Source organism: Nonomuraea sp. NPDC005983 (assembly GCF_040614375.1).
In the GTDB taxonomy this organism is placed as follows: domain Bacteria; phylum Actinomycetota; class Actinomycetes; order Streptosporangiales; family Streptosporangiaceae; genus Nonomuraea.
In genome coordinates, this window is record NZ_JBEXUP010000048.1 from 21,602 (window position 1) to 42,463 (window position 20,862).

A 20,862-nucleotide genomic window follows, 5' to 3' on the forward strand; every position below is an offset into this window, starting at 1 on the left:
GGAGAACTCTAAGGTGGGAGCATGCGGGCTAATGAGGAGGCGGCCACCGCTCTCCAGGAGTATGCGGAGCTGTTCGCGCTGACCGGGGGCGATGCGTTCCGGGTGCGGAGCTACCAGAAGGCGGCCAAGGCGATCGCCGGGTTCCCCGAGGACATCTCGGTGGTGGACGTGCGAAGCGTCCCCGGCGTCGGTGAGGCGATCGCCAAGAAGATGGAGGAGTTCCTGCAACGCGGCAGCTTCCGCCAGCTCGACGACCTGCGTGGGCGCGTCCCCGAGGGGGTCCGGCGGCTGACGCGGGTGCCGACGCTGGGCCCGAAGACGGCGATCATGCTTTTCGAGGACTTCGGCGTCGACTCCCCCGCGGCGCTGGCCGAGGCGATCTCGTCGGGGCGGCTCGACGGCGTCAAGGGGCTCGGCCCGAAGACCCTCGCGAACCTGCTCAAGGGCGTCGAGCAGCTCGAGCAGTCGGGCCGCAGGGTGCACACCGGCGTCGCGATGGCGCTGGCCGAGCAGGTGATGGCGTCGTTGAGCGCCGAGCGCATGGCGTACGCGGGCTCGCTGCGGCGGATGAAGGACACGATCGGCGACATCGACATCCTGGCCGTGGCCGACGAGTCGATCATGGCCGGGTTCCGCGCCCAGCCGTACGTGTCCGAGGTGATCGCGGCGGGCGAGAAGAAGACGTCGGTGCGCACCACGTCCGGCATCCAGGTCGACCTGCGTGTGGTGCCCGCCGCGTCGTGGGGCGCGGCCATGCAGTACTTCACCGGCTCGAAGGAGCACAACGTCGCGATCCGTGAGATGGCGGTGAAGAAGGGCTGGAAGCTGTCGGAGTACGGGCTGTTCGAGGGCGAGCGGGTGATCGCCGCCGAGTCGGAGGAGGACATCTACGCCGCGCTGGGCATGCAGTTCGTCCCGCCGCCGTTGCGCGAGGACGGCGGTGAGGTGCAGGCGGCGCTCCGCGGCGAGCTGCCCGAGTTGGTGCGGCTCGACGACCTCAAGGGCGACCTGCACACGCACACCAACCTGACCGACGGCATCGCCTCTCTGGAGGACATGGTGGCGGCCGGGTGCGCCCGCGGCTACGCGTACTACGCGGTCACCGACCACGCCCCCGACCTGGCGATGCAGCGCATGACCTTGGACAAGGCGCTCGACCAGCGCGGGCAGGTGCAGGCGCTGCAACGGAAATATCCCGACATGCGGATCCTGCACGGCACCGAGCTGAACATCGCCCCCGATGGGTCAGTCGACTGGCCCGGCGAGGTCCTGCGCGGGTTCGACGTGTGCGTCGCGTCGGTGCACTCGCATTTCAGCATGTCCCGCGACGAGATGACCCGCCGGTTCATCACCGCCTGCGAGAACCCGTACGTGGACATCATCGGCCATCCGACCACTCGCAAGATCGGCAAGCGCTCTCCGGTCGACGCCGACTGGGACGCCGTCTTCCGCGCCGCCGCCCGCACGGGCACCGCCATGGAGATCGACTCCTTCCCCGACCGCTCCGACCTGCCGTCCGACCTGGTACGGCTGGCCAAACACCACGGGGTGAAGTTCTCCATCGACAGCGACTCCCACGCCATCCCGCACCTGGCGAACCAGCGCTTCGGCGTCGGCGTCGCCCAGCGGGCCTGGCTGACCGCCGAGGACGTCATCAACACCTGGCCCCTCGACCGGCTCCTCGCCTTCCTCGGCCGCTGACCACCACCGGCCGGGCGCGCATGGCGTGCCCTGCTCATGGGTGGACGCGGGCGGGCGAGGCGCCCTCTGTAGCTCAACCCAGGGAATGACCACCCGTGGGCCGATGTGCCGGACCCGGAATCGCGGGAGAGTGTTCGCGGCCGTTGTCACACAGACGAAGGAGGTCGGCGATGCCCGAGGGGCGCGGCGGTAAGGCAGGGGCGAGGAAGATCTGGGCGCGGGTTCTCGCGGCGCTGGCCGTGCTGCTCGTCGCCGGGGTGGCCGGGGTGGCGGTGGCCTATCCGTCCGTCGCCGCGACGACGTGCCCCGGCTGCTACGGCCTCACCGAGCTGCGGCCCGGCGTCTACACCGAGGAGGGCCTGTCGGCTGGGCAACGGTCCCAGGTCGCCCAGGTGACGGAGGCGGCCACCGAGCGGGTCGCCGGCTTCTACGGCTCCAGGCGGAGCTCTCCCCGGCTGCTCGTGTGCGTGACCGACGAGTGCTACCGGCACATCGGCGGCGGCCGGGAGCGTGGCATCGCCGTACTCGACCGATCGGTGATGCTCTCTCCGAGGGGCGTCGACGCGGTGATCGCCTCGCACGAGATGTCCCATGTCGAGCTACATGCCCGGCTCGCGTCGGGGGTCGAGGTCCCGCAGTGGTTCGACGAGGGGCTGGCGGTGGTGGTCTCCGACGACCGCCGCTACCTCGCCCCGCCGTCCGCCCCCGACCGCTGCCTCGCGGAGCCGGGCACCGCTCTGCCCGTCACCCTGGACCAGTGGCTGCACGCGGCGGGCGCGGACGTGTCCACGTACGCCAAGGCGGCCTGCGGGGTCAGCCGCTGGCTGCGGAGCAACGGCGACAGGGATGGCTTGCTCGAACTGATCGATCGCCTCAACGCCGGCGAAAGTTTCGCCTCGATGGTCACCAACAGACGGTCATGATGGAGGTGCGCACCTCCCTGCGAGGTCTGGCCGACCGGCCCGCCTTTCCGGCGTATCACCTGGTAGGCCGGTTCTCCCCCTTTCGCATGGGGTCTTCGTCCGGGAGCGGGGTCCTTCGCCGGACGTGCGTTCGTCGCGAATAATGGGCATGAAGTAGCGGCGAGGATCTGGAGATAAGCAGAGAGTCACGATTAAATGGTTTCCCGGTAGGAAATAGTCATTAAGGAGGTGTCGTCATGGGGCAAGCTCTCGCCACCATCGTCAAGCCGCTGCCCGACAGCCTGTTCACCCTGCATGACGGCAGCGCGGAGATGCGCTGGGAGGCCATGGCAGGGCAGGGGTTCCACACCCCCAACGACCGGTTCTTCGTGAGGAACCACACCTTCACTCCGCTGATCGATGCCGGTACCTGGCGGCTGCGGTTGCATGGCCCCGGCATCCGGCATCCGGGCGCGTACAGCTACGACGAGCTCCGTTCCATGCCGTCCAGAACCATGGACGTGGCGATCGAGTGCGCGGGCAACGGCCGCCGGTTCTACGCGACCCAGCAGCACGCACCCACGCCGGGCACCCAGTGGGGGCTGGGCGCGGTGGGGGTGGCGCGCTGGCGCGGGGTGCCGCTGCGGTACCTGCTCGAACAGGCCGGGCTCCGGCCCGAGGCGGTGGACGTCCTCCCGACGGGCCTCGACGCGCCGTTCGAGGACTACGGGCACGTCCGCAGGCCGCTGCCCGTGGAGAAGGCCCTGGGCGACGTCCTCGTCGCCCATGAAATGAACGGGCGCCCCCTTCCGCCCGACCACGGATTTCCGGTGCGGCTGGTGGTGCCGGGATGGGTGGGAGTTGCGTCGATCAAATGGCTCGGTGATATCGAGGTCGCCACCCGTGAACTGGCCACGCCGTGGAACACGGTCTTTTACCGCGAGGTCACGACGCAGCCGGTGAAGAGCGCTTTCGAGCTCCCCTGGGGCGCCGTGTTAAAGGCGGGGGCGCGTCACGTCCTGCGTGGCAGGTCGTGGTCCGGACGCGGGCGGGTCGTCAGGGTGGAGGTCAGCGTCGACGGCGGGCACACCTGGAAGAGGGCGGAGCTGCAGGGAAGACCCCTGGTCAACGCCTGGATCCGGTGGCACGTCGGGTGGGCTCCGCGCCGTCCGGGGCCCGTCGTCCTGATGGCCAGGGCCACCGACGAGAGCGGCGCGACACAGCCGCTGGCGGCCCCGCGACATCCGCTCGGTTACTGCTTCGGCGCTGTCGTGCAACACCCCATTACCGTTGTCGGCGGATAGGAAATTGTCACCCTTCCAGGCTGAGCTGCACTTTCGCTGAATCAATGTCAGAGGCGGCCGAATTCATCTGAAAGACTCTCGCGGAAACGTTTCGGAAATCGCCGTATGTGATCCTGTCCGTACTCTAGGGAAAGAGGAGACGAGATGCGCCAGCTGACCGCGCTCGACGCGCAGTTCCTCAACGTCGAGTCCGCGACCACTGCCGCCCATGTGGCGGGGCTGGCGATCCTCGACTCGTCCGACGGCTTGATCACCAGGCAGGCGCTCGCCGACCTTCTGCTGGACCGCCTCCACCTGTCGCCGGCGCTCAGCCTCCGGCTGGCGGAGGTGCCGCTCGGCCTCGACCGTCCCTACTGGGCCGCCGACCCCGACTTCGACCTCGCCAACCATCTGTTCGAGAGCACGCTGCCCAGCCCTGGCGACGACTGGCACCTCGCCGACGCGGTGGCCCGCATCCACGCGCGCAGGCTCGACCGCGCCCACCCGCTGTGGGAGATGCACCTGATCAACGGGCTGGCCGGGGGCCGGGTGGCGGTGTACACGAAGGTCCACCACGCCGCCATCGACGGCGTGTCGGGGGCCGAGACGCTCGCCGCGCTCCTCGACCTGTCACCCGACTCGTGCCGCCTCGGGCCTCCCCGCACGGTCAGCGACCAGAAGGTGCCGGGGGTGGCCGGGATGCTGGCGGGCGCGGCCGTCCGGGCGGCGGCGCAGCCCGTGAGCGCGGTGCGGTCCCTCCTCAGGGCGGCGGGCGACCTGGACGCGATCCCGCTGGCCGCCGGCCTGCCCGGTTCACGCCTGATCGCCAAGGCGGTCAGGCGCGCCAGCGGCGACCGGCACCGGCGGCCCGAGGTGCCCGGCCTGAAGGTTCCGCGCACCCCGTTCAACGGGCCCATCAGCGCCGGCCGTCATGTGTCGTTCGGCTCGCTCTCACTCAAGGACGTCAAGGCGGTCGCCAAGGCCAACGGCATGAGCGCCAACGACGTCGTGATGGCGCTGTGCACGTCGGCGCTGCGCTCGTGGCTGGAGGAGCGCGACGCGCTGCCCGACGAGCCGCTGATCGTCGCCGTCCCGGTGGCGGTGCGCACGGGCAGCGCCAGGGAGGTGGTCGGCAACCAGATCTCGGCGATGGTCGCCCCGATGCCCACCAACCTCAGCGACGCCAAGGAGCGCCTCCAGGCCGTGGGCGCGACGATGAGGGCGGCCAAGCGCCGTTTCGCGCTGGCCCCCGCGAGCTGGCTGTCCGAGCTGTGCTCGGTGCTGCCCGCCCCGGTCACCACGCTGGCCACGCCGGCGCTGTTCCGGCTGGCGTCAGTGGCGTTCCCGCCGATCAACCTGATCATCAGCAACGTCCCGGGGCCGCAGTTCCCGCTGTACCTGTGCGGCGCACGGATCCTGTCGTACTACCCGATGTCGGTGCTGACCGACCTGAGCGGCGGCGTCAACATCACCTGCTTCTCCTACGACGGCATGCTGGACTTCGGCGTCGTGGCCTGCCCCGAGCGCATGGACGACGTCTGGAGCCTGCTCAAGCACATGCGGACGGCCCTGGACGAGCTGCTAGACGAGCGAGTGAGCGATGAGTTCCGCGACCGCGTCGGGGTCGATCTGATGGCCCGTTAGCTGGCACAGGTTCTCCTGGTAGAGCAGCACTGCGGCGAACGTGGCCGCCGCCACCTCCAGCCTGGCCGCGTCGCCCCGCGCGCCGGGCAGCGCCAGTTCCAGCGCGAACCTGGCCCGCCTGATCAGCTCGCCGTTGAGCCGGCCGAGCCGCTCCTTGACCGAGCCGTGCGTGTCGGCCTCGCGGAACAGGATGCGCCGCATCGCGGGCGAGGCCCGCAGCGGCAGGCCGCGCGCCAGCCGGGACAGCGTGCCGGCGGGGTCGCCGGGCACGGCGTCGACCTCGCGCCCCTCCTCGACCAGGGTGCGCTCGTCGACGAGCGCGACGAGCACGTCGATCTTGCGCGGGAAGTAGTGGAAGACCAGGCCCTTGGGCACACTGGCGAGCCTGGCGATGACCGCGGTCGGGGTGGCCTCGTAGCCGCCTCCGGCGAACAGTTCCTCCGCCGCGTCCAGGATGCGCGTCCGCGCGTCACCGATCACAGCCGAACCATAGCCCCCCGCAGGACGCGCCTGCCATGACGGCGAGGCGAGAGCCCGGTGCACGCGATGAGTCTGTCGTGTATTGTTTGCGACACATTTGTCGCAAATGGTACGGGAGTGTGTGATGGCGGTCGGCCGGGAACAGCTCATGACCGCGGCGATCCAGCACCTCAACCGCGATCCGACGGCGTCGATGGCGGAGCTGGCCGAGGCCGTGGGAGTCAGCAGGGCCACCCTGCATCGGCACTTCACCAGCCGGGAGGAGCTGATGGTCGCGCTCGGCCAGCGCGCCTACGACCAGTGGGAGCGCGTCCAGCTCGCCGCCGGCGTGACAGAGGCGGTCTCGGGGAGCCCGCCGGAGATCGAGCGGGCGCTGGCCGCGCTGCTGACCGGCCTGATCGAGATCGCGGACGAGTACGGCTTCGGTCTCACCGACCACGCGATGCTCCTCCACGAGGAGCTGGGCCGGCGCGCCGAGGCGCTGGAGGAGCGCGAGCTGGCGCTGTTCGCCGCCGCCCAGCGCGCGGGCCTGCTCCGCGCCGACCTGCCCGTGCGCTGGGTGAGCAGCACCGTGTACGGGCTGCTCGTGGCCGTCAGGGAGAGCCTGCGGCGCGGCGACATCGCCCGGCGCGACGCGCCCAGGCTGATCATCGAGACCTTCCTGCACGGCGCCTCCTACCGGAGTGACTCGTGAACGGCCGCCAGGTGAGCAGGCCCGGCCGTCCCGCGCCGGGAGCGGGCGTGACGTCCCGGCGGCGGTGGGCGGGGCTGGCCGTCCTGTCGGCGAGCTTGCTGCTGGTGGTCATGGACATGACCGTGCTCAACGTCGCGCTGCCCGCGATCTCGGCCGCCCTGCGGCCCGACGCCATCCAGCTCCTGTGGATCGTGGACGTGTACGCGCTCGTCCTGGCAGGGCTGCTGGTCGCGGTGAGCGCGCTCGGCGACCGGTGGGGGCGCAAGAAGATGCTGCTCGGCGGCTTCGCGCTGTTCGGCCTGGCCTCCGCGGCCGTGCTGTGGGCGGACAGCGCGGAGGCGGTGATCGCGCTGCGGGCGCTGCTGGGCGTGGGCGGCGCCATGATCATGCCGTCCACCCTGTCCATGATCCGGAGCCTGTTCCCCGATGGGCGCGAGCGGGCGACCGCACTGGGCGTGTGGTCCTCGATGGCCGCCGTCGGGGCGGCGCTCGGGCCGATCCTGGGCGGGCTCCTCCTGGAGCACTTCAGCTGGCACGCGGCCTTCCTGGTGAACGTGCCGGTGATGGCGGTGGCGATCGTCGCGGGGGTGTTCCTGCTGCCCGAGTCGCGCAACCCGCGCCCCGGCCGGTGGGACGCGCTCGGCACCGTCCTGTCGATCATCGGCATGGCGGCGCTCGTCTACGCGATCAAGCATGTCGGCAAGAACGGCCTGGCCGACCCGTCGGCGCTGCTGGCCGCGGCGGTGGCGGCGCTGGCGTTGGGCTGGTTCGTCGCGCGCTGCCTGCGCAGGCCCGATCCGCTGCTGGAGTTCAGGCTGTTCCGCAGCGGGCCGTTCAGCTCGGGCGTGGTGGCGGCGCTGGCGACGTCCATCGCGATGGCGGCGATGCTGCTGTTGCTGGCGCAGTGGATGCAGCTCGTGCAGGACTACTCGCCGCTCGAGACGGGCGTACGGCTACTGCCGGCGGCGCTCGCCGCGCTGGTGGCCTCGCCGCTCGCGCCCGCGCTGGCGGCGCGGATCGGCGCCCGCACGGTGCTCGCGGGCGGGCTGGCGGTGGCCGGGCTGGGGCTCCTGGTGCTGTTCCTCGCGCCACTGGGGTACCCGTCGGTCGCGGTGGCGCTGTTGCTGATCGGGTTCGGTGAGGGCGCGCTGGCGATCGCCTCCGCGGTGATCATGTCCGGGACGCCGTCCGAGAAGTCGGGCAGCGCGGCGGCCATCGAGGAGACCAGCTACGAGCTGGGCGGCGTACTCGGCGTGGCCGTGCTGGGCAGCGTGGCCGCGGCGGTCTACCGTACGGGGCTCGACTACGGCGGGCCGGCGGCGGCGGTCGTTCGTGAGTCGCTCGGGGGTGCACTGGACGTCGCCACGGAACTGGGCGCGTCGGGCGCGCGGCTGGCCGAGCAGGCCAGAGAGGCGTTCACCGACTCGCTGGCGGTGACGTGCGGGGCGGGGGCGCTGCTGATGCTGGCGGGGGCGGCGGCCATCTGGCTGCTCACCCCGCGCGAACTCGACCTGTCGGCAACCCACCACTGAAGGCCCTGTGTGGTGGCCGGACGGATAATGGCGTAGTGAGACCGATAAGCGCCACGGACCTGTCCGTTTTCCCGATATGCCTCGGCACCAACGTGTTCGGCTGGACCGCCGACAAGGAGGCCTCGTTCGCCGTCCTCGACGCCTACGTGGAGGGCGGCGGAAACTTCGTCGACACCGCCGACGTCTACCCGTACTGGGCCACCGGCGAGTCCACGTCGGAGATCATCATCGGCGAGTGGCTGGCCGAGCGCGGCAACCGCGACTCGATCGTGCTCGCCACCAAGGTCGGCATGTTGCAGGGCTTCGAGGGGTTGTCGCGGCGAAACATCCGGACGGCGGTGGAGAACTCGCTGCGCAGGCTCCGTACCGACCGGATCGACCTGTACTGGGCGCACCGCGACGACGAGGACACGCCGCTCGCTGAGTCGCTGGCGGCCTTCGACGAGCTGATCCGCGAGGGCAAGATCCGTTACGTCGGGGCTTCCAACTACACCGCCGACCGGTTGGCGGCGGCGCTGCGGGTGTCCGACGACGAGGGGCTGGCCAGGTACGTCGCCCTTCAGCAGCCGTACAACCTGGTGGAGCGCGGTTACGAGGGCGAGCTGCGGGACGTGGTGGCCAAGGAGGGGCTGTCCAGCACGCCGTACTACTCGCTGGCACGCGGCTTCCTGTCGGGCAAGTACCGGCCGGGCGTGACGATCGACAGCCCGCGGGCGGGCGCGGCGAGCCAGTACCTCGAGACCAAGCACGGCCCGCGGACGGTGGAGGCGCTCCTCAAGCTGGCGGCGGCGCACGACGTCGAGCCGGCGGCCGTCGCGCTGGCCTGGCTGGCCGCCCAGCCGACGGTCACCGCGCCGATCGCCAGCGCCCGCTCCGTCGACCAGCTCCGGCCCCTGCTCGCCGCGGCGGAGCTGACGCTGAGCGCCGACGAGCTCGGCCTCCTCGACGCGGCCTCCCGCTCCTGACGATCGCCCAGGACCTCCGGCGTCCGACCGTCGGGGCGTGCCCGACCACGGGGAGGTCCTGGGTTTCGGGCAGCCGAACCGTCAGTGGGTGCGGTCGATGACGGCCAGGCACAGCTCACGCAGTTCGGTGGCGCCGGGCAGGCACTCGTCGATGATCTCCATGGCCGTCGCCAGATGCCGTCTCGCCAGCTCCAGCGCCACCTTCCTGCCTCCGGCCTCCTCGATCAGCAGGGCCGCCCGCCGCACCGACTCGTCGTCCAGCACGCCCGAGTCGAGCAGGTCGGACAGCTCACGCGCGGCCAGGCCGCCGCCCGCGAGCAGGTCGGACAGCTCGCGCGTGGCCGCGTCCTGACCGTCCACGGCCCCCGCTGAGGGACCGGCCGCGGCGAGGACGGCCAGGACCGGGAGGGTCTTCTTGCCGCGCCGCACATCGCTGTGGACGGGTTTGCCGGTGACCGCCGGGTCTCCCCAGATGCCGAGCAGGTCGTCCGCGATCTGGAACGCAATGCCCAGTTCCCGCCCCATCACCCACATGCGCTCCGCCAGCTCGGGCGCGCCGCCCAGCACGACGCCGGCCGCCGCGGCCGCCCCCAGCAGGCTGCCGGTCTTGCCCGCGGCCATCTCCGTGTACTCGGAGGCCGTCACCTCGTCGGGGCCGCGCCACGGGCGGGTCTCGAAGGCCATGTCCTCCATCTGGCCCTGGACCAGCTCCATCAGCGCCCTGGAGAGATAGCTCATCGCGACCGCGTCGCCCGCCAGCCGACTGACCGCCAGCGCCAGCAGCGCGTCGCCGACCAGCAGCGCCGGGCCCACGCCGTACGCCTTCCAGAGCGCCTCGCGATGCCGCCGCCGCTCGTCCAGGTCGATGATGTCGTCGTGCACCAGCGAGAACGCGTGCACCAGTTCCACGGCCACCGCCCCCGGAAGCGCGGCCTCGGCGGACGCTCCGACCGCCTCGGCGCAGAGCATGGCGATGGCGGGCCGCAGGCCTTTGCCTCCGCCGCCCTCGTACGGCCTGCCCTCGGCGTCGAGCCAGCCCAGTGTGAACGCCGCCATCCTGGCACCTTGTGGGTGCAGCTCCGAGACTGCGTCGCGGAGGGCTGGGTCGAGCAGACGCCGGCAGCGGGTGATCGTGTCGCCGCCTGGCCGGGGCGCCGGATAGCTGAAGTTCAACAGTGCTCCTACCCGAGTGCGATCTTGAATCTACATGCAAGATCATGCAATACTTCACTCTTAGCATTACCAATGTCACGATATGTCCGTCACCTGAGACGGCTGAGGCGGAGGACTCACGTGTCGCTCGGGAGCGCCTCGGCCCGTGAAGCCAGGACAGTCCCCTTCCTACGCTCGCCGGTCAGGCACGCGCGCACCCCAGCACGGCCGGGGTTGGCCGCGGGAGCGGGGACACGGAGGCACAGCTGGGTTGGTCGCGGCGGATGCCCGTAAGCGGGATCCAGTGACCAAGGAGGCGGACAGGATGCGCAGGTCCGTCGCGTACGACAACACGGGCAGCCATCGATCCCCCGAGTGGCGATCTATCACCTCTGCCCCATCTTGATCAGAAATATACGATCATGTGATACTTAACGTAAACAGTTACATATGTCGGAAGAGTGAGCTCTTCGGCAGTTGATGCTTGACTTGTCAGCCGCATATCCCATCTGCATGGGGGATCGTCGTCATGTCCGTTGCCACGGAACCCGCCGTGACCAGGCCCCAAGTCCTCCCCTTTTACCGAGCTATCCCCCGGCTTGTGAAAGACCCGGTCACCGAACTGGCCAAGATGGGGACTGAGGCCGGAGGGCGGATCGTCCGGCTCGACATCGGCCCTTTCCGCCCCTACCTGATCTCCCACCCGGACCACGTCCAGCAGGTGCTGAAGACCGACGCCTCCAACTTCGTGCGCGAGGGCATGTTCTGGAGACCGTTGCGGCGCGTGATCGGTCAGAGCATCCTGGGGGAGGGTGAGGCCTGGGAGTCCAGCAGGAAGATTCTTCAGCCGCTGTTCACCGCGAGGTACACCGCCTCGCTGGGCGACGCCATGGCCGACATCATCGCCGACTGCATCCTCGAACTCGACGAGTACGCGCGGACCGGCCGACTGGTCGACGGCGGCTACCAGATGACCACGATCGTCAATCAGGCCGTCATCAAAGTCCTTTTCGGGGGACGGATCTCCCGCGACGTCGCCGAGCGGCTCGCACCCGAGTTCGCCACGTGCGCCACGTCGATCGGCTTCCGGTTACTCGTTCCCTTCGCCCCCTACTCCATCCGGGTTCCGGGCGACCGCGCGTTCCTGGCGGCCTCGAAGAAGATCGACGAGATCGTCTACCCGTTGATCGAGCAGGCGCACCGGGACGGCCCTCGCAGCAACGAAGTCGTCTCGGCGCTGCTCAGCGCCAGGATGGAGCAGGACGGCAAGGCGGACCTGCGGCAGGTGCGCGACGACCTGGTCAGCATCTACGGCGCGGCCTCGGAGACCACGGCGATGTCGCTGACCTGGCTGTGGTCCGTGCTGCACGACCATCCCGACGTCAACGCCAAGCTACGGGAGGAGATCGACCAGGTCGTGAGCGACGGCCCGATCCGCTCTGCGGACGTGGCCAAGCTCACCTACCTCCGGATGGTCCTGCAGGAACTGCTGCGCGTCTACCCATCGGCCTGGATCATCCCCCGCCAGACGGTGGCGGACACGGAGATCGGCGGTGTCCGGATCAAGGCGGGTTCGCAAGTGCTCGTCAGCCCGTACACGACCCACCGGCTGTCGGAGTTCTGGGACCGGCCGCTGGAGTTCGACCCGGAGCGCTGGGCTCCCGAGCGGAACGAACGCCGTCACCGCTACTCCTTCATCCCCTTCGGCGCGGGCCCGCATGTCTGTCTGGGCCAGCACCTGTTCTACGTCGAGGCCCCGCTCGTGATCGCCAATCTGCTGAGCAGGTACGAGCTGGTGCTGACCAACCCACAGCGGCTCACCCCCGTACCGGGCGCGTCTGTGCGTCCGAAGGAGAAGCTGATGCTGAAGCTGCTCCCGACCCAGCGGATGAGGTAGACCATGCGCAGCGAGACCAAGCGGATCAGGCAGGCAGGCCGGACGGTGGAGTGCGAGTGAGCGTCGAGGAGATCACCGCCTCCGGCACGGAGAACGTCGCCACGGCCGCGGACGAGTTACTGGCGGATCTCATGTTCAGGCCCTGGGGCCAGGTCTCGCCATCGGTCTACGAGACAGGCCGGCTGGTCACGCTGGTTCCCTGGCTGGCCGGTCACCAGGAGCGGATCGACTATCTGATCGCCTCCCAGCGGGAGGACGGCTCATGGGGCGCGCCGGACGGATACGGACTGGTGCCGACCCTGAGCGCTACCGAAGCGATCCTGTCGGCGCTGCGCGGGAACGACGACGGCATGGATCATCCCAGCCTCAAGCAGGCCGCGGACCGCGGCCTGCGCGTGCTGGCCGGCTGGCTGGACGGGGGGCAGGAGCTCCCCGACATGCCGGCGATCGAGCACATCGTGCCCTCGCTCGTGGCCCTCATCAATCGGCACCTCGATGGCCTGGGCGAGCATGTGCCGTTGGTGCTGCCCGAAGGCATGAGCTACGACACGCTCGAACTGGTCCGCTCGTGGATCCAGTCAGGGGCAGACGTCCCGGAGAAGCTGCTGCACGCTCTGGAGATCGCGGGCCCCGCGGCCAGCGGGGCGTCGGCGGTGCAGCCGACGGCCATCGGCACCATCGGCGCCTCGCCCGCGGCCACCGCCGCCTGGCTGGGAGATCGAGGGGCACGCGACGGGCACAACCCGGCCCGGGGGCACCTGGAGGCCGTCGCCCGTCGCCACGGCGGCCCGGTCCCCGTCGGGCTGCCCATCACGGTGTTCGAGCGGGGCTGGGTGTTGAGCTGGCTGATCCGGGCGGACGTGCCGGTTGACGTGCCCCCGGAGATGACAGCGGACCTCAGGGCGGCCATAGGCCCTGCCGGGACCCCTGCTGGGCCAGGGCTTCCCGCCGACGCCGACTCGACCTCCGTGGCTTTGTACGCTCTGGCGCTGCTCGGCATGCCGCTCGAGCCGGACAGCCTGTGGGCGTTCCACTCGGGCACGCACTTCTCCACCTGGCTCGGCGAGCAGGGCTCCTCGGTCAGCGTCAACGCGCACGTGCTCGACGCCTTCGGCCAGTACGTCGTGTGCAGGCCCGACGCCGCGTCCCGCTACGCCGGGACGATCGCCGAGCTGGCGGCCTGGATTCGCGATCGGCAGGAGCCGGACGGAAGCTGGGCCGACAGATGGCACGCCTCCCCTTACTACGCCGCGGTCAGCTGCGCGCTCGCGCTCGACGAGTTCGGAGGCGCAGCCTCGGCAGGTGCGGTGCGCGCGGCCGTCGATTGGGTGCTGGACACCCAGCGGCCGGACGGCTCCTGGGGCCGCTGGGAGGGCACTGCCGAGGAGACGGCCTACGCGATGCAGATCCTGCTGCTGACCCAGTGGCGAACGGACCCACGGTGCGTAAAGGCCGCCGCGCGGGGCCACGCCTATCTGAAGCGCTCGCCGGGCGGGAACCAGGACCATCCCCCTCTCTGGCACGACAAGGATCTCTACACGCCGGTCGCCGTGGTCCGCGCCGCGGTGATCGCCTCGTCGCACCTGGCTCAGCGGGACTGACCGTCATGCGAGTCCACGTCGCCGGCCAGCTCCTGAACGGTGTACGCGTGGGTGTCCCTGGCCATGTACCAGCGGCCGTTGAACGACACGCTCCTGCGCTGCCCTGCCGCGATCTCGGCGAGCTCTGTGGGCAGGTCCGCGAGCGCGGTGTCGAAGGCCGCGTCGAGCTCATCGATATGAGCGGAGACCCGCAGGATCGCCGCCTCCGTGCTCATGCCCGTGCTCTCGAGGATGCTCACGGCATTGGGCTTGCCCTCGACCCTCTCCCGCTCGAACGACCTGATGTCGTTGGCCAGTCTCAGACACGACGCGCCGAGATGCGTAGCCGGTTCGATCGACGCCCAGTGCCCGGCGTCGGCGGGGGTGGGGCCGCAGATGCCGAGGGCGGCCGTCCACCAGCTGTGGTAGAGGATGGTGAGCATTCCGTTCGCGACATAGTCCGGGTACGACGGCCACGGCTCCCGTCCCGCGGCCCAGGCGCGCTCGCGGGCCATGGCCGCGCTCGCGAGTTCCAGCTGGCGCGCCAGGTGCGGCAGGTGGACTGCGGCGCCCGGGCGGCCATGGAACCGGGCGCACCACTGCTCCCAGGCGGTCAAGATCTGGCCCACCGGGCTGTCGGAGGTGTCCGTGGGGGCACGGCCCGAGAGGATCGCGGGCAACTCCGCGAAGAACGCCGCGAAGTCGTCCTCGGACCACTCGCCGGCGATGCTGTCGGCGATGTCGTCGACGCCGAACAGGATCGTGGTCAACGCCCCGAGGTCGGCGATCTGATCGCGACGCGCGCGCGGGAAGGTGGCCGCGGCGGACAGGCAGCTGAAGGCGAGCCTGCTGGCCGAGCTCTCCCCGTCGGCGTACAGGGCCGGATAGGGACGCAGGAGCTCGGCCGCCTTGGTGACGGTGACGAGCGCGGTCCGCAGGACGAGGCCGCGATCTTGTTCAGGGACGCCTGCCAGCTGGTGCGATCCCTTGAGCAGGCTGTCGGCGAGGTCATTGCGGATGTCGAAGTACGCCCGCTGGCTTGGACCACTCATCCATTAAGCATAGTGGTTTTGGATCTTATCCCACGAAGTTTGGTGACAAAAGGGTATAACTCGCCGCAAAGCAACTCGGTAACTTGAGTGAAGATCGCCCGCCTTGCTAAGGTTCCCAGGTTGTCAGCGCCGGTATGCCACTGCTTGTCCCGGTGGTCAGCCATTCAAATGACTTCACAGGGATTGGTACTATGCGTCTCCGCAATTCTAGTCTGCGGACCAAAGTCACGGCTTTGCTTGTCTCCTTGACAGCCCTCTGGGCGTTCGCGGCCTGGGTCACGCTACGTGAAGGCGTCAACCTGCTCTGGGTCGCACAGGTCGACAGCAGCGTGGTCGGGCCGAGCGAGCCGTTGCTGGTCGACCTTCAGCGGGAACGCAGGGCATCGGTGATCCGGTTGGGAGACAGCTCCCTCCGCACGCGGAAGGATCTGCAGGTCCAGCGGCAGCAGGCCGATCGGACGATGACCGCCTTCGAGGAGGCCGCGCGAGCGGACATCGTCGACTGGGCCGTCGACGAGGACGGCGCCAAGCGGCTCGCCGAGGTGTTCAGGCGGCTTGACGGCATCAAGACGATCCGGCAGTCCATCGACGCCGGACGCATAAGCCGGATCGAGGCGAGCAACGCCTACGCCGACGTCATCGACTCCTTCTACAGCATGTACGGCTCGATGGTGACCCTCGATGACAAGACGGCCGCCAAGGACGCCCGCACCCTCCTGGCGCTCAGCAGGGCCCGAGAGCTGCTGGCCAGAGAGGACGCGCTACTGGCCGGACCACTCGCCGAGGGGCGGTTGAGCGCCGAGGAGCGTGCGGAGTTCACCCAGACCGTGGGCGCCTGGAGCACCCTCGCCGAGCAGGCCGCCGCCGACCTGCCCGAATCCGAACGGGCCGCCTACGACAAGCTCGCCCAGGGCCCGGCGTTCACCCGGCTGCACAGCCTCGAGAAGCTTCTCGCGGAGAGCAGCGGCGACATCGAGATCATCCCGTTTGATACCGAGCAGTGGAAGACCGCGGCCGAACGCGCTCTCACCGACTTCAACAGCATGGTGCTGAGCGCTGGGGACCGCGTCGTGGACCGCGCCGCGCCCATCGCGGTCGGCGTCATCGTGCGACTGGCTCTGGCCGGTGGTCTCGGACTCATCGCGGTCGTCGCGTCGATCATCCTCTCCATCACCACGGCCCGCGCCCTCGTCGCGCAGCTGCAGAAGCTGCGCGACGCGGCACACGAACTCTCGGATGAACGGCTCCCCCGAGTGGTCGAGCGGATCGGCCACGGCGAAGAGGTGGATCTGGCACGCGAGGTGCCACCCCTGGACTTCGGTGACGACGAGATCGGCCAGGTAGGCCAGGCGTTCAACACCATGCAGCGCACCGCGGTCAGCGTGGCCGTCGAGCAGGCGGAGCTGCGGCGCAGCATCCGCGACATCCTGCTCAGCCTGGCCCGCCGCACGCAGGGCCTGGTGCACAGGCAGCTCACCGTCCTGGACGTGATGGAGCGGCGCGAGACCGACCCCGAGGAGCTGAAGGAGCTCTTCCGCCTGGACCACCTGGCCATCCGGATGCGCCGCAACGCGGAGAACCTCATCGTCCTGTCGGGCTCCTCGCCCGCCCGTACGTGGCGGCGCTCGGTCCCGATGGTGGACGTCGTGCGCGGCGCGCTGGCCGAGGTCGAGGACTACACCCGGGTGACGCTGATGCCGATGCGCGACGTCGTGCTCGTCGGCCGGGCCGTCGGTGACGTCATCCACCTGCTCGCCGAGCTGATCGAGAACGCGGTGTCGTTCTCCCCGCCCTACACCGACGTCCAGGTGAGCGGGCAGCTGGTGGCCAACGGCTACGTCATCGAGATCGAGGACCGCGGCCTGGGCATGAAGCCCGAGGACCTGGACGCCGCCAACGAGCGCATCGCCGACCCGCCCGAGTTCCGCATCTCCGGCACCGCCCGGCTGGGCCTGTACGTGGTCAGCCGGCTGGCCGAGCGGCACGGGATCCAGGTGGTACTGAAGTCCTCGCCGTACGGCGGGACGACGGTGGTCGTGCTGCTGCCACAGGAGCTGGTCGAGCTCGACGAGACTCCCGACCCGGAGGAGCACGAGCCGACGGTGACCATCCTGCCGCGCAGGACCACCACGGCGACGGCGGTCCGGCCGGCGACGCGGGAGAACGTCCGGACCCTCAAGCCGGCCCGGCCGATGCGTCTCCCAGAACCCGAGGAGCCAGAACAGGAGACCCCTGTGACGCCCGCCGCCCCTGAGTTCACACCTGGAGGCCTGCCACTGCGGGTCCCGCAAGCCAACCTGGCCCCCGCCCTGCGCGAGGAGGCCCCCGCCGCAACACCGGAGGAGGACGATGACGAGCGCTCGCCGGAGGAGATCCGCGCGATGATGGGCTCCCTGCAGTCGGGTACCCGGCTGGGCAGGACGGAAGCTGCCAAGTTGATCGGCGATGACCAGTCTGGAGGCGACACGTGACACCGGGTTCCGGCACGGATCTGAACTGGCTCCTTGACGACCTGGTGAACCGCGTCAAGGATGCCGATCACGCCATTGTGCTGTCGTCCGACGGGCTGCTGATGGCCTCGTCGGCCAGGTTGGAGCGAACCGACGGCGAGCACCTGTCGGCCGTGGCGTCCGGGCTGCAGAGCCTGGCCAAGGGCGTCTCTGAGCAGGTCGGCGGCGGCTCCGTCAGGCAGACGGTGGTGGAGTGGAAGTCGCAGTTCCTCATCGTCACCGTGGCCGGCGAGCGGGCCTGCCTGGCCGTCCTCGCCCAGCAGAACGCCGACATCGGGCTGATCGCGTACGAGATGGCCATGCTGGTGGCCCGCGTCGGCCAGTACCTCACCTCGGGCGCCCGCACCGCCGTGGCGGGGAGCGAACGGTGAGCAGGACGGACGATCCGACAGACGAGCATTGGGTCGATCCCGAGATCATCCGCCCCTATGTCGTGACGCGGGGGCGAACCCAGCCCGTGCACGGCAAGTTCGATCTGATCTCCATGGCCCTGGCCGTGGGGCCTCCGCCCGGTCCGGACGCCGGGCTGGATCCCGAGCATCTCCGGATCCTCCAGCTCTGCCGTGAGCCGAAGTCCGTCGCCGAGATCGCCGCACACCTGAACCTGCCCGCGGGCACGATCCGGGTGCTGCTCGGCGACCTGTTCGACAGGGAACTCGTCCAGGCGCAGGAACCCCAAACCGAGGTGGACATGCGTGACATGAAGTTGTACAGGGCGGTGCTCGATGGCCTTCGATCGCTCTGACCGCCAGCGCCTGCCGACGGCGCTCAAGATCCTGATCGCGGGCGGCTTCGGCGCCGGGAAGACCACGATGGTGGGCGCGGTGTCCGAGACCCGGCCGCTGCGCACTGAAGAGGTCCTGACCGATCGGGGCGTCGGCGTCGACGACCTCACCTCGGTGGAGGCCAAGCGCACGACCACGGTGGCGATGGACTTCGGCCGCATCACCCTGAACAACGACTACGTGCTGTACCTGTTCGGCACGCCCGGACAGGAGCGGTTCTGGTTCGTCTGGGACGAACTGGCCGAGGGCTCGCTGGGCGCGGTCATCCTGGCCGACACCCGCCGGCTGGCCGACTGCTTCCCGTCCGTCGACTACTTCGAGCGGCGCGGCACGCCGTTCGTGGTGGCGGTCAACTGCTTCGAGGGCTCGCCGACGTTCGAGCTGGACGAGGTGCGGATGGCGCTCCAGCTCAACCCGTCGATCCCGATCGTCCTGTGCGACGCCAGGAAGCGGGATTCCAGCCGCGAGGTGCTCATCACGCTGGTGAAGCACTCGGCGCGGCTCCGCGCGGAGCCCGTCGGCACCTAGGCGCCGACGACACCCCAGAGACAGCGAAAGGCCCGGCGTCAGCCGGGCCTTTCCTGTGAGGTACGTCAGTGCTCGGCGGCCTTCTCGGCGCCGACGCCCGTGAGGGAGCGGACCTCGATCTCGGCGTACTTGGCCGCGTTGTACTCCTTGCTCAGCACGGTGCCGAGCCAGCCGCACAGGAAGCCGAGCGGGATCGAGACGATGCCCGGGTTGCTCAGCGGGAACCAGTGGAAGTCGACGCCGTGGATCAGCGCCGTCACCGCGGCGCCCGCAGGGGGCTGCGGAGCCGAGACCACCGGGGAGAAGATGACCAGGATCAGCGCGGAGCCGAGGCCGCCGTAGATCGCGCTCACGGCGCCCACGGTGTTGAACCGCTTCCAGAAGAGGCTGTACAGGATCGCGGGCAGGTTGCCGGAGGCCGCCACCGCGAACGCCAGCGCCACCAGGAACGCCACGTTCTGGCCCTGCGCCAGGATGCCGAGCCCGATCGCGACCGCGCCGATGACCAGGGCCGAGACCCGGGCCACCACGACCTCCTGGCGCTCGCTGGCCTGGCCGCGCTTGAACACGTGCGCGTACAGGTCGTGCGCGAAGCTGGAGGAGGACGCCAGCGTGAGCCCGGCGACGACCGCCAGGATGGTCGCGAAGGCGACGGCGCCGATCAGCGCCAGCAGGAGCGTGCCGCCCACCGAGCCGAAGATCTCCTCGCCGATCTTCTGCGCGAGCATCGGGGCGGCCGTGTTGCCCGCCTTGTCGCCCTTGACGATCGCCTCCTTGCCGACCAGGGCCGCCGCGCCGAAGCCGAGGACCAGGGTGAGCAGGTAGAAGACGCCGATGATGCCGATGCCCCACAGCACCGACTTGCGCGCGTCCTTGGCGGTCGGGACGGTGTAGAAGCGGATCAAGATGTGCGGCAGGCCGGCCGTGCCGAGCACCAGGGCCAGGCCCAGGCTGATCAGGTCGATCTTGCCCGCCAGCCCCTGCGCCTCCGTGCCGTACTTCTGGCCGGGGATGAGGAAGTTCTCGGGGTTGGCCTTGGGGCCGCTGGTCGCGGCCGCCTGGCCGAGCAGCGACGACAGGTTGAAGCCGAACTTGCCGAGCACCAGCAGGGTGATGAGGGCGGCGCCGCCCATCAGCAGCACGGCCTTGACGATCTGCACCCAGGTGGTGCCCTTCATGCCGCCGAACACCACGTAGACGATCATCAGCGCGCCCACGCCGATGATCGTCCACATCTTGCCCGCCTCGCTGGTGATGCCGAGCAGCAGGCCGACCAGCGCGCCCGCGCCGACCATCTGGGCCAGGAGGTAGAAGATGCTGACGACGATCGTCGACACGCCCGCCGCGGTGCGCACCGGGCGGGGGCTCATCCGGAAGGCCAGCACGTCGGCCATGGTGAACTTGCCGGAGTTGCGCATCAGCTCGGCCACCAGCAGCAGCGCGACCAGCCACGCCACCAGGAAGCCGATGGAGTACAGGAACCCGTCGTAGCCCGACAGCGCGATGATGCCGGCGATGCCGAGGAAGGAGGCGGCCGACATGTAGTCGCCGCCGATCGCCAGGCCGTTCTGGACGCCGGTGAAGGACCGGCCGCCCGCGTAGTAGTCGGCCGCCGTCTTGGTCTGGCGGCTGGCCCAGAAGGTGATGCCGAGCGTGAGGGCCACGAACGCGAAGAAGAGGATCGTGGCGAGGGTGGTGGAGCTCACTGGGTCTTCTCCTCGACCTCGTGGCGGAGCTTGTCGGCGATGGGGTCGAGCTTCTTCTCGGCGTGCCGGGCGTACGCCCAGGCGATCAGGAACGTCGAGACGAACTGGAGCAAGCCGAAGACCAGCCCGACGTTGATGTCGCCGAGCAGCTTGACGCCCATGAAGTCACGCGCCCAGCCGGACAGCACCACGTAGAGCAGGTACCACACCAGGAACGCCACGGTCATCGGGAACGTCCACGCGCGGAAGCGCCGCTTCAGCTCCTGGAACTCCGCGCTCTGTTGGACGTCCTCATAGACGGACGCGTCATGTTCTTTAGTTGTCACCAGACCTCCACTGTGATGCCCATCACGTTCAAGGTAGGAGCGCAACCTACCCGCCGTGGAGGGGCCTGGTGGGGTTGTTCGGCGAGTCGCCGCCGCACGGCGCTTAGTTGGAGAGGGCTTGCGGT

The 20,862-nt window shown here is 69.8% G+C and carries 18 protein-coding genes; 13 read left to right on the plus strand and 5 right to left on the minus strand.

What is annotated here, in order from left to right; translation table 11 throughout:
• Positions 1 to 21: 21 nt before the first annotated feature.
• The 4 genes from polX (at position 22) to ABZ297_RS21695 (ending at position 5,530) form a co-directional block, all read left to right on the plus strand.
• Entirely contained in the window at positions 22 to 1,701 is a 1,680-nt protein-coding gene (polX, locus tag ABZ297_RS21680; RefSeq protein ID WP_355348849.1) for a DNA polymerase/3'-5' exonuclease PolX, read from the plus strand.
• 170 nt (positions 1,702 to 1,871) lie between these two features.
• The gene (locus ABZ297_RS21685) at positions 1,872 to 2,624 is read left to right on the plus strand and encodes a hypothetical protein (protein WP_355348852.1); all 753 of its coding nucleotides are present in this window, start codon (positions 1,872 to 1,874) and stop codon (positions 2,622 to 2,624) included.
• Between the two features lie 236 nt (positions 2,625 to 2,860).
• Positions 2,861 to 3,907, plus strand: coding sequence for a sulfite oxidase (locus ABZ297_RS21690; protein WP_355348853.1), 1,047 nt, complete (start codon positions 2,861 to 2,863; stop codon positions 3,905 to 3,907).
• Positions 3,908 to 4,051: 144 nt separating this feature from the next.
• The gene (locus ABZ297_RS21695) at positions 4,052 to 5,530 is read left to right on the plus strand and encodes a wax ester/triacylglycerol synthase family O-acyltransferase (RefSeq protein ID WP_355348856.1); all 1,479 of its coding nucleotides are present in this window, start codon (positions 4,052 to 4,054) and stop codon (positions 5,528 to 5,530) included.
• On the opposite strand, the gene ABZ297_RS21700 is transcribed toward ABZ297_RS21695, so the two are convergent.
• Positions 5,468 to 6,010, minus strand: coding sequence for a TetR/AcrR family transcriptional regulator (locus ABZ297_RS21700; protein ID WP_350809934.1), 543 nt, complete (start codon positions 6,008 to 6,010; stop codon positions 5,468 to 5,470). The genes ABZ297_RS21695 and ABZ297_RS21700 overlap by 63 nt on opposite strands.
• Before the next feature lie 124 nt (positions 6,011 to 6,134).
• Between ABZ297_RS21700 and ABZ297_RS21705 the strand changes: the two genes are divergently transcribed.
• Genes ABZ297_RS21705 through ABZ297_RS21715 form a run of 3 tightly spaced genes read left to right on the plus strand, consistent with a single transcriptional unit; the run spans position 6,135 to position 9,201 of the window.
• Entirely contained in the window at positions 6,135 to 6,704 is a 570-nt protein-coding gene (locus tag ABZ297_RS21705; protein WP_355348859.1) for a TetR/AcrR family transcriptional regulator, read from the plus strand.
• The gene (locus ABZ297_RS21710; RefSeq protein WP_355348862.1) at positions 6,701 to 8,236 is read left to right on the plus strand and encodes an MFS transporter; all 1,536 of its coding nucleotides are present in this window, start codon (positions 6,701 to 6,703) and stop codon (positions 8,234 to 8,236) included. Before ABZ297_RS21705 ends, ABZ297_RS21710 begins: the two co-directional genes overlap by 4 nt.
• 35 nt (positions 8,237 to 8,271) lie before the next feature.
• Positions 8,272 to 9,201 carry an aldo/keto reductase gene (locus ABZ297_RS21715; RefSeq protein ID WP_355348865.1) on the plus strand — a complete coding sequence of 310 codons (930 nt, stop codon included), beginning with the start codon at positions 8,272 to 8,274 and terminating at the stop codon, positions 9,199 to 9,201.
• Positions 9,202 to 9,282: 81 nt separating this feature from the next.
• Here ABZ297_RS21715 and ABZ297_RS21720 read toward each other — a convergent pair whose 3' ends face one another.
• The gene (locus ABZ297_RS21720) at positions 9,283 to 10,257 is read right to left on the minus strand and encodes a polyprenyl synthetase family protein (RefSeq protein ID WP_355348868.1); all 975 of its coding nucleotides are present in this window, start codon (positions 10,255 to 10,257) and stop codon (positions 9,283 to 9,285) included.
• A 625-nt stretch (positions 10,258 to 10,882) separates the two neighbouring features.
• Here ABZ297_RS21720 and ABZ297_RS21725 point away from each other — a divergent pair.
• Both ABZ297_RS21725 and ABZ297_RS21730 read left to right on the plus strand, forming a co-directional pair.
• Positions 10,883 to 12,250, plus strand: a complete 1,368-nt coding sequence (locus ABZ297_RS21725) for a cytochrome P450 (RefSeq protein ID WP_355348871.1) — start codon at positions 10,883 to 10,885, stop codon at positions 12,248 to 12,250.
• 56 nt (positions 12,251 to 12,306) lie between these two features.
• Positions 12,307 to 13,851 (plus strand): prenyltransferase/squalene oxidase repeat-containing protein, encoded by a 1,545-nt coding sequence (locus ABZ297_RS21730; RefSeq protein WP_355348874.1) that lies wholly within the window; start codon positions 12,307 to 12,309, stop codon positions 13,849 to 13,851.
• Here the strand turns inward: ABZ297_RS21730 and ABZ297_RS21735 are convergent.
• Positions 13,839 to 14,882: a terpene synthase family protein gene (locus ABZ297_RS21735; RefSeq protein ID WP_355348877.1), complete on the minus strand. Its 1,044-nt coding sequence runs from the start codon at positions 14,880 to 14,882 to the stop codon at positions 13,839 to 13,841. The genes ABZ297_RS21730 and ABZ297_RS21735 overlap by 13 nt on opposite strands.
• 245 nt (positions 14,883 to 15,127) lie before the next feature.
• Here ABZ297_RS21735 and ABZ297_RS21740 point away from each other — a divergent pair, with 245 nt between their 5' ends.
• Genes ABZ297_RS21740 through ABZ297_RS21755 form a run of 4 tightly spaced genes read left to right on the plus strand, consistent with a single transcriptional unit; the run spans position 15,128 to position 18,705 of the window.
• Positions 15,128 to 17,353, plus strand: coding sequence for a nitrate- and nitrite sensing domain-containing protein (locus ABZ297_RS21740; protein WP_355348880.1), 2,226 nt, complete (start codon positions 15,128 to 15,130; stop codon positions 17,351 to 17,353).
• Positions 17,350 to 17,763, plus strand: a complete 414-nt coding sequence (locus ABZ297_RS21745; protein ID WP_355348883.1) for a roadblock/LC7 domain-containing protein — start codon at positions 17,350 to 17,352, stop codon at positions 17,761 to 17,763. Before ABZ297_RS21740 ends, ABZ297_RS21745 begins: the two co-directional genes overlap by 4 nt.
• Positions 17,760 to 18,137 carry a DUF742 domain-containing protein gene (locus tag ABZ297_RS21750; RefSeq protein WP_355348886.1) on the plus strand — a complete coding sequence of 126 codons (378 nt, stop codon included), beginning with the start codon at positions 17,760 to 17,762 and terminating at the stop codon, positions 18,135 to 18,137. The genes ABZ297_RS21745 and ABZ297_RS21750 overlap by 4 nt, the downstream gene beginning before the upstream one ends.
• Complete coding sequence (locus ABZ297_RS21755; protein WP_355348889.1) at positions 18,118 to 18,705, plus strand: ATP/GTP-binding protein; 588 nt, start codon at positions 18,118 to 18,120, stop codon at positions 18,703 to 18,705. The genes ABZ297_RS21750 and ABZ297_RS21755 overlap by 20 nt, the downstream gene beginning before the upstream one ends.
• A gap of 65 nt (positions 18,706 to 18,770) precedes the next feature.
• On the opposite strand, the gene ABZ297_RS21760 is transcribed toward ABZ297_RS21755, so the two are convergent.
• Together ABZ297_RS21760 and ABZ297_RS21765 are read right to left on the minus strand one after the other, a co-directional pair.
• Positions 18,771 to 20,411 (minus strand): cation acetate symporter, encoded by a 1,641-nt coding sequence (locus tag ABZ297_RS21760; RefSeq protein WP_355348892.1) that lies wholly within the window; start codon positions 20,409 to 20,411, stop codon positions 18,771 to 18,773.
• A complete protein-coding gene (locus tag ABZ297_RS21765) occupies positions 20,408 to 20,737 on the minus strand; it encodes a DUF485 domain-containing protein (RefSeq protein WP_355348895.1) in 330 nt (109 codons plus the stop codon). The genes ABZ297_RS21760 and ABZ297_RS21765 overlap by 4 nt, the downstream gene beginning before the upstream one ends.
• Between the last annotated feature and the right edge of the window lie 125 nt (positions 20,738 to 20,862).

Excerpts from the sequence above, each read along its gene's own strand:
- ABZ297_RS21685 (WP_355348852.1), top strand. The coding sequence starts at position 1,872 with ATGCCCGAGGGGCGCGGCGGTAAGGCAGGGGCGAGGAAGATCTGGGCG.
- ABZ297_RS21695 (WP_355348856.1), top strand. The coding sequence starts at position 4,052 with ATGCGCCAGCTGACCGCGCTCGACGCGCAGTTCCTCAACGTCGAGTCC.
- ABZ297_RS21690 (WP_355348853.1), top strand. The coding sequence starts at position 2,861 with ATGGGGCAAGCTCTCGCCACCATCGTCAAGCCGCTGCCCGACAGCCTG.
- ABZ297_RS21735 (WP_355348877.1), bottom strand. The coding sequence starts at position 14,882 with ATGAGTGGTCCAAGCCAGCGGGCGTACTTCGACATCCGCAATGACCTC.
- ABZ297_RS21755 (WP_355348889.1), top strand. The coding sequence starts at position 18,118 with ATGGCCTTCGATCGCTCTGACCGCCAGCGCCTGCCGACGGCGCTCAAG.
- polX (WP_355348849.1), top strand. The coding sequence starts at position 22 with ATGCGGGCTAATGAGGAGGCGGCCACCGCTCTCCAGGAGTATGCGGAG.
- ABZ297_RS21705 (WP_355348859.1), top strand. The coding sequence starts at position 6,135 with ATGGCGGTCGGCCGGGAACAGCTCATGACCGCGGCGATCCAGCACCTC.
- ABZ297_RS21725 (WP_355348871.1), top strand. The coding sequence starts at position 10,883 with ATGTCCGTTGCCACGGAACCCGCCGTGACCAGGCCCCAAGTCCTCCCC.
- ABZ297_RS21720 (WP_355348868.1), bottom strand. The coding sequence starts at position 10,257 with ATGGCGGCGTTCACACTGGGCTGGCTCGACGCCGAGGGCAGGCCGTAC.